We start from the raw sequence: 12495 nt of genomic DNA on the forward strand, positions 1-12495 counted from the left end.
GATGTCGAACATGGATGAAAAGACCGATGCAGATGCCGAACTGGCAGCCGTTTTCGAACGCGCCTTCGCACCGCTGGAAAGATCGGTCGCGGAAAAACGCATTCCCGGCGGCGTGCTCGGCATCGTCGATCTGAAACATGGGCGCATGACGCGTGCGATCGGCTCGGCGCAGATCGTCCCGGCAGCGCGGCCGATGACAACCGGCACCTGGTTCGATCTCGCCTCGGTCAGCAAGGTCATCTTCACCACCACGCGCATCCTGAAACTCGCCGACGAAGGCGTCATCGATCTCGACGCGCCCCTGACAAGCGTTCTGCCGGATCTTCGCCAATACAATGCGGAGGCCTGGGAACGAAAGATCTCGTTCCGCCAGTGCCTTGGGCATCAGACGCCCTTTCCGGCCGTCGAGCCAATCTATACCTACGGGCGCGACCCGGACCTGTTGCGCACCTTCATCCTGCAACGGGAATGGCGCGCCGGCCCGCCGGTCTATTCCGACATCAACTTCATCCTGCTCGGCTTCGTGCTGGAACGGCTGGCGAAAAAGACGCTGCGCGACCTCGACCCCGGGCCCGGCTTTGCCTGGTCCGCCGATCCGCAAAACTCGGCCGCGACGGAGGACTGCACCTGGCGCCACCGCGTGCTCTGCGGCGAGGTCCATGACGACAACTGCTCCGCCCTGCAGGGTGCCGGCCATGCCGGCCTGTTCGGCACCGTGACATCCGTCCTCGACTTTGCCCAGGGCCTCCTCGACGGCACCGGAGCTTCCGCCGGCACGATCTCGCTCATCCGCACGCCGCTCTCGGCCAGACGCACCCATGGCTGGGAGAAGCCGTACGAAGGCTGGTCGGGCGGGGAGAGATGCAGCCCGGGAACGATCGGGCATACCGGCTTTACCGGCACTGGTCTCTGGATCGATTTCGACAGGGGCCGGGCCTGGACGCTGCTTACCAACCGCGTTCATCCGACCCGTCATTTCGACAGCGGCATCTTCGCCTTGCGCCCGACTGTCGGCAATCTTATCAATCAGAGTTGAGGATACTTGCGATGGAACCAATCTGGGCCGTCGGCCTGATGACCGGAACCGTTCTGGACGGCAATATCGATGTCGCGCTGCTGAAGACCGACGGCGAGACGATCGATACGTTCGGCGCCTATACGCTCGCCCCCTACCCGCCGGAAATCCGCGCACTGCTGGAAGAAACGCTCCGCCAGGCCCGCGCCTGGAATTTCGAAGGTCCCGAGCCCGCGATCTTCCGCGAGGCCGAGGAGGCGTTGACGCACGCGCAATCAAAGGCCGTGAAGGACCTTGTCGAGAGCCATGGCCTGACCATGGCCGATATCGGCATCGTCGGCTTCCACGGCCAGACCGTGTTGCATCGCGCACCGACCAGGGAGCGGCTCGGCGACACGCGCCAGCTCGGAGACGGCGAGTTGATGGCCTCAATCCTCGGCACCAGGGTCGCCTATGATTTCCGCTCGGCCGATGTCCGCGCGGGTGGTCAGGGCGCTCCGCTGGCCGCGGCCTACCATGCGGCTCTCCTGCGCGGACTGGATGCTTCGGGCGATACGGCCGTTCTCAATCTCGGTGGCGTCGCCAACATCACATGGTGGGACGGCAAGGGTCTGGTGATCGCCTTCGACACCGGCCCGGCCAACGCACCGCTCAACGATTTCATGAAGGCGCGCGGCCTTGGCGATATGGACAGGAACGGTGCGCTCGGCGCATCCGGCAAGGTGGATGAGGAACGCCTTGCCAGGCTGCTGCAATATCCCTATCTCACCGCTCCCTACCCGAAGTCGCTCGACCGTTTCGATTTCACGTCCGCCATGGCTGACGGCCTCGACGACTCGGCCGGCGCGGCGACCCTTTCCGCATTTACCGCGTCTGCCGTCGGCAAGGCGCTCGATCTCCTGCCGCACCGGCCGAAACGGCTGATCGTCAGCGGCGGAGGCCGCCACAATCCGACAATCATGTCGATGCTTGAAAGCCGGGCAGATGTGAACGCCGTTTCCGCCGATACGCTCGGTTGGCGCGGCGACGCGGTCGAGGCGGAATGTTTTGCCTTTCTCGCGGTGCGCGTGCTGCGCGGGCTACCGATCAGCTTCCCGACGACCACGGGAGCACCGAAGCCCTTGCAAGGTGGCCGGCTGGCAGGGTAAGCCGCACCTTTCAGATATCGGCGTCGGGAGCGCCCCAAGATCATGAGCAAAAGGGCGATTTCCGTTTTGGGCGGCAATGCGATGCTTGTCGGCGTGCTGCTCATGCTGCTCGGCGACTTCATGTTCTCGCTGAACGACGCCATGGGCAAATGGCTGGTCGCGAGCTTCTCTGTGGGACAGGTTCTGGTCATCCGCTCGCTCGGCGCGGCGTTCATTCTGGGCCCGATGCTCGCTCGCCAGCCGTTATCCGCCCTTTATGTCGTGGAACGACCCGTGCTCCAGGTGTTGCGCGTCATCTTCGCCACCGGCGACCTCGCGCTTTTCTACGCAGCCGTCATCTATCTGCCGCTCGCCGACGTCATGACTTTTTATATGGCCGGGCCGATCTATGTCGCCGCCCTCTCGCATTTCCTGCTTGGAGAACGGATCGGCTGGCGGCGCTGGCTGGCCGTGCTCCTCGGTTTCGTCGGCGTCGTGATCGCGCTGCGTCCCTCCTCCGAGATGCTGTCCTGGCCTTCCATCTTCGGTCTTGTCGGCAGTTTCTCCTTCGCCCTGACCCTCGTCCTGAACCGATGGCTGCGCGCGACACCGGATGCCACGCTCGTTACCTGGCAGACTGTCGCAGGCCTCATCGCCGGCATTTTCCTCAGCATCGGCCACTGGAGCCCGTTCAGTTTCGGCCAACTGCTGGCCCTGCTTCTGCTTGGCATCGTCGCCTGCATTGCCCATCTGCTGATCACCCGTTCGCTGAAACTCGCACCGGCATCGGTCCTGGCGCCCCTGCAATATACGTTGCTTATCTGGGCGATCGTGCTCGGCTGGATATTCTTCGGGGATCTGCCGGATGCGCAGACCCTGGTCGGCGCAGGCGTCATCGTGCTTGCGGGGCTGTTCATCTTCCATCGCGGCAACCTCAAGCAGGATGCGGAAGCCACCGTGCCTCTCGATTCCAGCCACGGTTAAGCGACGAATTCAGATGGAGTGCACCCGGCGCGTCAGAATGGCTTCAACAGCCACAAGCCCGTCATAGATCAGCACCGCCAGGGCGCCGACAATCAGCCCGCCTTGCAACACGAAAGCAAGGTTGTTCGACTGCAGGCCGGCGATGATCACCTCGCCGAGCGTCCTTGCCGCCACCGTGGAACCGATCGTCGCGGTGGAAAGACTGATGACCGTGGAGAGCCGGATGCCTGCAACGACGACCGGCAGGGACAGCGGAAGCTCGACCTGGACGAGCCGCTGGAAACCGGTCATGCCGGCCCCGCGCGCCGCCTCCATGACTGAACGCGGCAGATTGGTGAGCGCGGTCAGCGTATTTTCAAAGATCGGCAGCAGGCCGTAGAGGAAGAGCGCGATCAGCGTCGGTTTCTCCCCGAAACCGACCGCCGGCACGGCGAGCGCCAGCACCGCCACCGGCGGAAAGGTCTGGCCGATATTCACGAGACTGCGGGAAAGCGGCAGGAACTCCAATCCAAACGGCCGGGTGACGAGAATGGCGAGGAATACGGCGACGACGGTGGCAACCAAGGTCGCGATGAAGACCGTCCGCAGATGGAGGATCGTCAGGTCAAGCAGGCTTCCCTGGTTGTAGATCACAGGCGCGCCCGGCTGCACGAGCGGCTTCAGAAGCGGCTCGAAACTTTCAGGCGCGACGAGGAAGGCGATCAGCACCAGGAGCAGCATTCCCCTGAGAATCGTCGGCAGCCAGCCCTTCATCGCGGCCTCGCAGCGCGTTTCAGGAGCGTATCGAGCGTGACCCGCCCGATACGCGCGCCGCTCGCGGAAATGACGGAAACCGCATCCCGTCCGGTCCATAGAAGTTCCGCAAGCGCTTCCCGTTGGGTCCTGTCCTCGCTGATTGGCGCACCTTCCGCCTCCCCCGGTTCCACCGCAGCACCGGCCCTCGCAATCGAAAGCAGGCGGAACGGCCGTTCGGCATCACCGATCAGTGTTTCCACGAAGGGGGTCGCGGGCGCGCGCACCAGTTCGGCGGGCTGCCCGTATTGCAGCACCCTGCCCTTGTCCATCACGGCGATCTTGTTCGCCAGATGAAACGCCTCGTCCATGTCATGCGTGACCAGCACGATGGTCGTACCGAAATGTCTCTGGATCGCCAGCAGATCGTCCTGCGCCTTGGCCCGGATAATAGGGTCGAGCGCTCCGAAGGGCTCGTCCATCAGAAGCACCTTCGGCTCGGCGGCGAGCGCCCGCGCGACACCGACACGCTGCTGCTGCCCGCCGGAAAGCTCATGCGGATAACGGGACGCGAACATTTTCGGCTCAAGCTGGAAGAGCGTCAGCAGCTCCTCGACCTTGGCGTCGATACGTGACTTCTCCCAGCCCAGCAGGGCCGGGACGGTCGCTATGTTCTGCGCCACCGTACGGTGCGGGAAAAGACCGTGGCCCTGGATGGCATAGCCTATCCGCCGGCGAAGCTCATGGCCGGGGATCGAACGATTGTCCTCACCATCCAGCCGGATCATGCCCGAAGTCGGCTCCACCAGCCGGTTGATCATCCTGAGAAGCGTCGTCTTGCCGGAACCGGATGTGCCGACGATCACCGTGACCGTGCGCGGCTCGACGACCATCGAGACGTTGTCCACGACGGTGCTGTCGTCATAGCGCTTGATGATGGCGTCGATCTCGATCATGCGGATCTTGCTCCATTCGGAATGCGGGAATTCATTTCGATCAGCGCATCGAGGATGACAGCTGCGGCAAAGGCAAGCGCGACGGTCGGCACGGCGCCGAGCAACACGAGATCCATGGCCGTCTGCCCGATCCCCTGGAAGACGAAAACGCCAAAACCGCCCCCGCCGATCAACGCCGCGATCGTCGCCAATCCGATATTCTGGACCAGTACGATGCGAATGCCGGTAAGGACGACGGGCAGCGCCAGCGGGAACTCCACCTTGAGGAGACGCTGCCGATCCGTCATGCCGATGCCGCGGGCAGCATCGTTGGCCTCGCGCGGCACGCCCGCGAGCCCGACGACCGTATTGGCCACCACCGGCAGCAGCGAATAAAGAAAGAGAGCGACGAAGGCGGGCACCGCCCCGATCCCCCGAATGCCGATTTCCGCAGCGCCCGGTACGGTCGCCGCAATCCATGCCAGCGGCCCGATGAGAATGCCGAACAGCGCGATCGACGGGATCGTCTGAATGAGATTCAGCGTGTTCAGGACCCCTGCCCTGAGGGCGTCCACCCGATGGCAGAGAATGCCGAGCGGCAAACCGACCAGGACGGCGGCGAACAGGGAACCGAGCGCCAGCATCACATGCTTGCCCGCCTCGCCCCAGAAGACGTCGGAGCGACCGGCATATTCCTTCATGATCGAAAGTCCGTCCCAGCTTCCGGACATCAGGATCGCGCCAGCCCCGCCTGAGGCAAGGATGAGGAACAGCACACGCAACCACGGCGGAGGACCCAGCCGCGTGACCGCATCGGCAGCCAGGAGCGCAAATGCGAAGAGGAGAATCCAGAAGCCGGCGGCCGGTGCAACGCGCGCATACGTATTGCCCGCCGGGGTGAGGAAACCTGCCGCAGCGCCGATCGCCAGTGCCAGAGCCAAAAGCGCAGCGGTCGCCGCCACCAACTTGATCCAAGGCGAAAACCGCAAAAGGGCGGCCACAGCGGCAAGAAGGAGCAGCACGAGCAGCCCCGACCCCGCCCAGGCCGGCAGCGCATCCAGGATCGACCTCGCCTGCCCCTGCACGATGCGGTTTGGTTTGAGCACCGCGAAAGGCATCCACGCCGCCCCGTAGGCGGCAAGAAAAGCGATGATGAGGCCGAGCTTGTCGAACCGAATAGTCAAGCCGTTCCCTTGCTCACTGTTGACGAAAAAGCCGGATGCTGCACCAAATGCGCCCGGCTTATTCTGTCATGAAATCCGGCCGAAAAGGAACTACTTGAGAAAGCCGTTTTTCTTCAGGAAATCCTCGGCGACCGCCTTGGCCAGCTCGCCGCCCACCTGCACGCGGCCATTGAGGTCCTGCAGGGTGACGAGGTCGAGCTTCTCGAAAACCGGCTTCAGGAGGCTTTCGACCTGCGGATTCTTCTTGAGGGCTTCCTCGCGGATGATCGGTGCGGGCTGGTAGACCGGCTGCACGCCCTTGTCGTCTTCGAGCACCACCAGCCCGGACGGCGCGATGCCGCCATCGGTGCCATAGACCATCGCCGCGTTTGCCCCATTCGTCTGGTTGGCGGCAGCGGCGATCGTCGCAGCGGTATCCCCGCCCGAAAGCGTGATGAGCTGCTCCGGCTTCAGCTTGAAGCCATACGTCGTCTGGAAGGCGGGCAATGCTGCGGCGGAATTGACGAATTCGGAAGAAGCCGCCAGCACGATCTTGCCGCCGCCGGCGACATACTTGCCGAATTCGCTGAATGTCTTCAGCTTGTTCGCATCCGCCACGTCCTTGCGCAAGGCGATCGCCCAGGTGTTGTTGGCTGGCGACGGGGTCAGCCAGACGACCTTGTTGGCGTCGTAATCGAGCTTCTTCACCGCCTCGTACGCCTTCTTCGGGTCCTTCCAGACCGGATCGTCACCCTTTTCGAAGAAGAAGGCGCCGTTGCCCGTATATTCGGGATAGATGTCGATCTCACCGGCGGCGATCGCCTTGCGAACCACCGGCGTGGCGCCGAGCTGGATGCGGTCGGTCGTCTGGATATTGTTGGCTTTCAGGACGGCAAGGATGATATTGCCGAGCACGCCGCCTTCCGTATCGATCTTCGAGGAGACGACGACCTGCGCATGGGCCATTGTGGCCGAGACACCAAGCGCAAACGCGATACCCAACAGCTTCTTCTTGAAAGACATGACGGAACTCCCTCCTGATCGCAGCCTCACGCTCGCACGGATTTTGAAACGGGAACAGACAAAATCCTCCCTATCTAGGGCGGACTTCAGAATCTGCGAGTTGCGAATTGCGATGCAGACGCAATTTTTTCGCATCGCGGTCCCCGGAGCGACGAAGCCCTTTTCTCTGCCAGGGCCACACAGGAGACCAAGCCGGAACGAAGGGACACGAAAACGATCGGGCAGCGGAAGTCTTGAGGCCCGGTTGAACAATGTCACTGGATATAGACACCCGGGTCGGCTAGGGTCGGGGCTGCCATTGCATCGGGATAACCAGCGAGGTCGACCTTGAGCCTTCGTCCGCCGGGTTCCTTCCGAAATCAGTCTGATACCGGTTTCGGCGTCCTCGAATACGAGCTGGCGTCCGAACGGGCCGACGCACTTGGCCGCCACGGCCGCAAGGTCGAAACCGCTCTTACAGGGCTTGCTGCCTGGAAAGCCGACGATGCGGCCAGGATCGACCGTGAGACCTTGGTAGACGCGGCATCGCAAGCCGTCTGGGCATTTTTCATCCAGAGGGAAATCTGTGGCCTGCGCAACACCCGGGATGTCATTACGAGGTACGGAATCCCGAATGAAGTGCTTGCAAGGCTCGGCGCCATCCGCAAGTGAACGCCGCCGCCGCGCCTCAAGCCAGCCTTTCGAAAATCCGCTGCAGCCGTTCCGCAAAGGCTCGCGGGTCAGCAGGTTTGTCGCCGTCGAGAATGCGCGCCTGATCGAGTAGCAGGAATGTCGCATCCTCCTGGAACGACGGCTCCGTCTTCGCCGCGATGGCCCTGATCACCGGATGGGCCGCATTGATTTCCATCACCGGCTTTGCCGCCGTCTCCAGCCGCCCGGCACTCTGCAGAATTCTCTCGAGCTGCCGGTCGTAACCCTGCTCCGAGGCGACAAGACAGACGGCGCTTTCGGTCAGCCGATCGGAAACGCGAATGTCGGCGACCTGATCGCCAAGCTTTTCCTTGGCGAAGGCAATGAAGTCCGCCAGATGGGCGGGAGCTTCCGCAGACGCCGATGCGCCCCCGTCGGTCTTCGGGAACAAGGCGAGGTCGGCCGCTCCCTGGGTGATCGATCTGAATGCCTTGCCTTCGAATTCGGGGGCGTTCATGACCCAGAAACTGTCGATGGAATCACTCAGCAACAGGACCTCGATGCCGCGCGCGCGAAAACCTTCGAGCTGCGGCGATGCCTTCAACTGCTCCGGATTGCCCCCCGCCAGATAATAGATGGCTGACTGCGCTTCCTTGGCATCCTTCACGTAATCGGCCAGGGAACGATAGCCGTCGCCGAAGGCCGACGTCCGGAACCGCGACAGCGCCATGAGCTGTTCACGCCGTTCGAAGTCCTCATAGATCCCCTCCTTGATGACCGCGCCGAAACTCTCCCACACTTTCAGGAAGGCGTCGCCATCGCTTTCCGCCAGCTTTTCGAGCGCTGAAAGGACCCTGCTGGAGACCCCCTTGCGGATCGCCGCAAGAATGGGACTTTCCTGGATCATCTCGCGCGAAACGTTGAGCGGAAGATCGGCGGTATCGACAAGCCCGCAGACAAACCGGAGATAACGGGGCAGCAGTTCCGCATCGTCGGTGATGAAAACGCGCTTCACATAGAGCTTCGTCCGGCCCTTGCGGTCGGGATCGAACATGTCGAACGGCTGGGAGCTCGGAACGAAAGCGAGCGCGGTGTATTCATGCCGTCCCTCGGCGCGAAAATGCACCGTCAGGGCCGGCTCGTCGTACTGACCGGAGATGCCGCGATAGAAATCCGCATATTCCTCCTTGGAAATATCGTTCCTGGACTTGGTCCAGAGCGCGCTGCCGTCCGTCAGCTGGCTCGGTTCCGCATCGGCCGTCCCGGCGATCAGGATCGGCACCGGCACATGGCCGGACTGCTCCTTGACGATACGCTCGACAGTCCAGCGCGACGCGTAGCTCCTGGCATCCTCCATCAGGTAAAGACTGATGCGGGTCCCGCGGGCCGGAGCCTCCGCCAGATCCACGGGCCTGATATCGTAACTGCCCTTGCCGTCGGAAGACCATAACCACGCGTCCTTCGAACCGGCGCGGCGGGAAACGACATCCACCCTGTCCGCCACCATGAAACACGAATAGAAGCCGACGCCGAACTGGCCGATCAGCTGAGTTCCTTCGCCCGCCTTCGCGGCCTCGATACGCTCCATGAAAGCCCGGGTACCGGAGCGGGCAATCGTGCCCAATGCCTCGATCATCTCGTCGCGGCTCATGCCGATGCCGTTGTCCTCGATGACGAGCCTGCCCCCCTCCTCATCCAGCACGATGGTGATGCGGCTTGCCGGATCGCTCGCCATCAGCGCCGGGTTCGCGATCGCCTCGTAACGAAGCTTCTCGCAGGCGTCGGCGGCATTCGAGATCAACTCGCGGAGAAAGACGTCGCGATCCGAATAGACCGAGTGAACCATCATGTGCAGAAGGCGCGCGACATCGGCCTCGAAAGCATGGTTCTCGACAGGTTTTTCGGTTGTGGTGGTCGTCATAGGTCGCTGTTCTCCTCATCGTGACGGGCGCGGTGACGAAGGATGTAAGGGAATGATGCCTTTCCAGGCAAGAACAAAGGCAAGGGCGGTCCCGGCGCCAAAGCGCGCACGATGATCGGCCCGCCCCGAAGTCCAACGCCGAAATCACCCGCATCCTTCGACATCAAACCCCGGAGCGAACCTTTTCAGTTCCTCAGAAGTCCATTCCGCCAGGCGGCATGGCCGGCCCTGCGGCTTCCTTCCTCGGCTTTTCCGCGATCATCGCTTCGGTCGTCACCAGAAGACCGGCAACCGAGGCTGCGTCCTGAAGCGCCGCGCGGACCACCTTGACCGGATCGATGACCCCCATGGAATAAAGATCGCCGTATTCGCCGGTCTGCGCATTCCAGCCATAGTGGAATTCCGTTTTCTCCCGCAGTTTGCCGACCACGATCGATCCTTCGGCGCCTGCATTCTCGGCAATCTGGCGAACCGGCGCCTCGATCGCCCGGCGGACGATATCGACACCGACCCGCTGATCGTCGTTGGCTGTCCTGATGCCGTCGAAGGATCTGATTGCCCGCAGCAGCGCGACACCGCCGCCCGGCAGGATGCCCTCCTCGACGGCCGCGCGGGTGGCATGCAACGCGTCGTCGACGCGGTCTTTCCTCTCCTTCACCTCGATTTCCGTCGAGCCGCCGACGCGGATGACGGCAACGCCGCCCGCGAGCTTGGCAAGGCGTTCCTGGAGCTTCTCACGGTCGTAGTCGGAAGTGGTTTCCTCGATCTGGGCGCGGATCTGGGCGGTCCGCCCCTCGATATCGGCCTTGGAGCCGGCACCGTCGATGATGGTCGTGTTCTCTTTTTCGATGAGCACCCTCTTGGAGCGGCCGAGCATGTCGAGGGTGACGTTCTCGAGCTTGATGCCGAGGTCCTCGGAGATGACGGTGCCGCCGGTCAGGATGGCGATGTCTTCCAGCATGGCCTTGCGGCGGTCGCCGAAGCCCGGAGCCTTGACGGCAGCGACCTTGAGGCCGCCACGCAGCTTGTTGACGACGAGCGTCGCAAGGGCCTCGCCCTCGACGTCCTCGGCGATGATGAGAAGCGGCTTGCCGGACTGCACGACGGCTTCGAGGACCGGCAGCATGCTCTGCAGGTTCGAGAGCTTCTTCTCATGGATCAGAATATACGGGTCTTCGAGTTCAACCCGCATCTTGTCCTGGTTGGTGACGAAATAAGGACTGAGATAACCGCGGTCGAACTGCATGCCCTCGACGACTTCGAGTTCGGTCTCGGCGGTCTTGGCTTCCTCGACGGTGATGACGCCCTCGTTGCCGACCCTGTTCATCGCCTCGGCAAGATAGCGGCCGATCTCGGTATCGCCGTTTGCGGAAATGGTGCCGACCTGGGCAATCTCGGAATTGTTGGAGATCTTGCGGGCATTGTGCTTGAGTTCGGCAACGACCGCTTCGACGGCAAGGTCGATGCCGCGCTTCAGGTCCATCGGGTTCATGCCGGCGGCAACGGCCTTGGCGCCCTCCCTGACGATGGCCTGGGCGAGAACGGTTGCAGTCGTCGTGCCGTCGCCTGCAACATCGCTCGTCTTCGACGCCACTTCGCGCAGCATCTGGGCGCCCATGTTCTCGAACTTGTCTTCCAGTTCGATCTCCTTGGCGACGGACACGCCGTCCTTGGTGATGCGCGGCGCGCCGAAGGACTTGTCGATGACGACGTTGCGCCCCTTCGGCCCGAGCGTCACCTTGACCGCATCGGCAAGGATATCGACGCCGCGCAGCATGCGGTCACGGGCATCGGCATGAAATTTGACTTCTTTCGCAGCCATTGTCTTCACTCCTGATAGACAGCTGATTTTGAGCGGCGTGAGAGATGGTCAGGCGACCTTCTTTTCCGCAGCCTGGTCTTCGATGATGCCCATGACATCGCTTTCCTTCATGATCAGAAGGTCTTCGCCGTCGATCTTGATCTCGGTTCCGGACCATTTTCCGAACAGGATGCGGTTGCCCACCGTCACGTCGAGCGGCTGAAGCTGCCCCTGCTCGTTGCGCGCGCCGGGACCCACGGCGATCACTTCGCCTTCCTGCGGTTTTTCCCTGGCGGTGTCGGGAATGATGATGCCGCCCTTGGTCTTTTCCTCGGATTCGACCCGGCGGACGAGAATACGGTCGTGAAGCGGTCGGAATGTCATGTTTTCCTCCTGGACAAGCGATGATGATCAAAGCTCACCCGGACCGGATGGCCAGTCCGGACAGGCGCCCGCCCTTCCTCTGCGAGCGGGCGAGAGCGATTTGGTTTGGTAAACCGCAGTTTCAAGAGGAAGGAACGAAAAATTGGCACTCAGCCAAATCGACTGTCAGGATACTTCAAAAGAAGCGTTCCTGTCGAAGGAAAGCCCCCGGCGTGCCGCCGGTCTCAAGGTCGGGAATTTATTCCTCCCACCCATCCTGATCGGCGCTCAGAAGATCGACCAGCTCGGCCACCTTCCCGGTCGGAAGCCGACGACCCTCGCCGATCAGCGCCTCTTCGCTGTTGATCCATGCCCAGGCTTCCGCAAGCTCGCCAGCCGTCGCACCGGTTGCAATGACATCCGCGACAAGCACGTCGTCGACAGGCCCAAGCACGGCGATGACATCTTCTGACGTCATTGACATGTCCTACTCCTCTCCAGCTCCCATCCCGCCGCCTGAAAGCGATATAGGAAACCGCTCGGCAAAGTCGATCCCGCCCGCCCGAGCCGACCGCCGCCCCAGCGCCTGCTGGCGACCGAGAGCAAACGGATGGAGAAGGACCCGGCGTCTATCTCACAACTTACATGTTCGAGTGACAGAAGAGGAATATCGCGGGCTGCAAGCCCTCGCTGATTTGCATTCAGCGACATAAAACACTATCCGTCCGGGCTGATTTTCGAATATGGAGAAATCGGGTCATGTTTCGCCAGTTTCCTTCCGCCGGCCAACCGCGCACCCGC

12 protein-coding genes are annotated in these 12495 nt (G+C 62.4%); 4 read left to right on the forward strand and 8 right to left on the reverse strand.

The window, feature by feature from the left end; all coding sequences use genetic code 11:
• Positions 1 to 10 precede the first annotated feature (10 nt).
• The 3 genes from ACFFP0_RS03530 to ACFFP0_RS03540 are packed head-to-tail and all read left to right on the forward strand — an operon-like array spanning position 11 to position 3126.
• Positions 11 to 1036, forward strand: coding sequence for a serine hydrolase domain-containing protein (locus ACFFP0_RS03530; protein WP_377256304.1), 1026 nt, complete (start codon positions 11 to 13; stop codon positions 1034 to 1036).
• Positions 1037 to 1047: 11 nt separating this feature from the next.
• Entirely contained in the window at positions 1048 to 2163 is a 1116-nt protein-coding gene (locus ACFFP0_RS03535; protein ID WP_377256307.1) for an anhydro-N-acetylmuramic acid kinase, read from the forward strand.
• A gap of 42 nt (positions 2164 to 2205) precedes the next feature.
• The gene (locus tag ACFFP0_RS03540) at positions 2206 to 3126 is read left to right on the forward strand and encodes a DMT family transporter (protein ID WP_377256310.1); all 921 of its coding nucleotides are present in this window, start codon (positions 2206 to 2208) and stop codon (positions 3124 to 3126) included.
• Positions 3127 to 3135: 9 nt separating this feature from the next.
• Here the strand turns inward: ACFFP0_RS03540 and ACFFP0_RS03545 are convergent, their stop codons facing one another.
• The 4 genes from ACFFP0_RS03545 to osmF form a co-directional block, all read right to left on the reverse strand.
• Positions 3136 to 3879 (reverse strand): ABC transporter permease, encoded by a 744-nt coding sequence (locus ACFFP0_RS03545; protein ID WP_377256312.1) that lies wholly within the window; start codon positions 3877 to 3879, stop codon positions 3136 to 3138.
• Entirely contained in the window at positions 3876 to 4814 is a 939-nt protein-coding gene (locus ACFFP0_RS03550; RefSeq protein WP_377256315.1) for an ABC transporter ATP-binding protein, read from the reverse strand. The genes ACFFP0_RS03545 and ACFFP0_RS03550 overlap by 4 nt, the downstream gene beginning before the upstream one ends.
• Positions 4811 to 5977 carry an ABC transporter permease gene (locus ACFFP0_RS03555; RefSeq protein WP_377256318.1) on the reverse strand — a complete coding sequence of 389 codons (1167 nt, stop codon included), beginning with the start codon at positions 5975 to 5977 and terminating at the stop codon, positions 4811 to 4813. Before ACFFP0_RS03555 ends, ACFFP0_RS03550 begins: the two co-directional genes overlap by 4 nt.
• A gap of 90 nt (positions 5978 to 6067) precedes the next feature.
• Positions 6068 to 6979, reverse strand: coding sequence for a glycine betaine ABC transporter substrate-binding protein OsmF (gene osmF, locus ACFFP0_RS03560; protein ID WP_377256321.1), 912 nt, complete (start codon positions 6977 to 6979; stop codon positions 6068 to 6070).
• Between the two features lie 327 nt (positions 6980 to 7306).
• On the opposite strand from osmF, the gene ACFFP0_RS03565 reads away from it, so the two are divergent.
• Positions 7307 to 7630 (forward strand): DUF6665 family protein, encoded by a 324-nt coding sequence (locus ACFFP0_RS03565; RefSeq protein ID WP_377256324.1) that lies wholly within the window; start codon positions 7307 to 7309, stop codon positions 7628 to 7630.
• Between the two features lie 16 nt (positions 7631 to 7646).
• Here ACFFP0_RS03565 and htpG read toward each other — a convergent pair whose 3' ends face one another.
• From htpG to ACFFP0_RS03585, 4 genes are all read right to left on the reverse strand, one after another.
• Positions 7647 to 9530 (reverse strand): molecular chaperone HtpG, encoded by a 1884-nt coding sequence (htpG, locus tag ACFFP0_RS03570; RefSeq protein WP_377256327.1) that lies wholly within the window; start codon positions 9528 to 9530, stop codon positions 7647 to 7649.
• 193 nt (positions 9531 to 9723) lie between these two features.
• A complete protein-coding gene (gene groL, locus ACFFP0_RS03575; RefSeq protein ID WP_377256330.1) occupies positions 9724 to 11352 on the reverse strand; it encodes a chaperonin GroEL in 1629 nt (542 codons plus the stop codon).
• Positions 11353 to 11400: 48 nt separating this feature from the next.
• Positions 11401 to 11715: a co-chaperone GroES gene (locus tag ACFFP0_RS03580; RefSeq protein WP_377256333.1), complete on the reverse strand. Its 315-nt coding sequence runs from the start codon at positions 11713 to 11715 to the stop codon at positions 11401 to 11403.
• A 238-nt stretch (positions 11716 to 11953) separates the two neighbouring features.
• Positions 11954 to 12178, reverse strand: a complete 225-nt coding sequence (locus ACFFP0_RS03585; RefSeq protein ID WP_377256336.1) for a hypothetical protein — start codon at positions 12176 to 12178, stop codon at positions 11954 to 11956.
• Positions 12179 to 12495: the final 317 nt, after the last annotated feature.

Source organism: Neorhizobium puerariae (genome assembly GCF_042429745.1).
GTDB lineage: Bacteria > Pseudomonadota > Alphaproteobacteria > Rhizobiales > Rhizobiaceae > Neorhizobium > Neorhizobium puerariae.

Excerpts from the sequence above, each read along its gene's own strand:
- ACFFP0_RS03535 (WP_377256307.1), top strand. The coding sequence starts at position 1,048 with ATGGAACCAATCTGGGCCGTCGGCCTGATGACCGGAACCGTTCTGGAC.
- ACFFP0_RS03540 (WP_377256310.1), top strand. The coding sequence starts at position 2,206 with ATGAGCAAAAGGGCGATTTCCGTTTTGGGCGGCAATGCGATGCTTGTC.
- groL (WP_377256330.1), bottom strand. The coding sequence starts at position 11,352 with ATGGCTGCGAAAGAAGTCAAATTTCATGCCGATGCCCGTGACCGCATG.
- osmF (WP_377256321.1), bottom strand. The coding sequence starts at position 6,979 with ATGTCTTTCAAGAAGAAGCTGTTGGGTATCGCGTTTGCGCTTGGTGTC.
- ACFFP0_RS03550 (WP_377256315.1), bottom strand. The coding sequence starts at position 4,814 with ATGATCGAGATCGACGCCATCATCAAGCGCTATGACGACAGCACCGTC.
- ACFFP0_RS03580 (WP_377256333.1), bottom strand. The coding sequence starts at position 11,715 with ATGACATTCCGACCGCTTCACGACCGTATTCTCGTCCGCCGGGTCGAA.
- ACFFP0_RS03585 (WP_377256336.1), bottom strand. The coding sequence starts at position 12,178 with ATGTCAATGACGTCAGAAGATGTCATCGCCGTGCTTGGGCCTGTCGAC.
- htpG (WP_377256327.1), bottom strand. The coding sequence starts at position 9,530 with ATGACGACCACCACAACCGAAAAACCTGTCGAGAACCATGCTTTCGAG.
- ACFFP0_RS03530 (WP_377256304.1), top strand. The coding sequence starts at position 11 with ATGGATGAAAAGACCGATGCAGATGCCGAACTGGCAGCCGTTTTCGAA.
- ACFFP0_RS03545 (WP_377256312.1), bottom strand. The coding sequence starts at position 3,879 with ATGAAGGGCTGGCTGCCGACGATTCTCAGGGGAATGCTGCTCCTGGTG.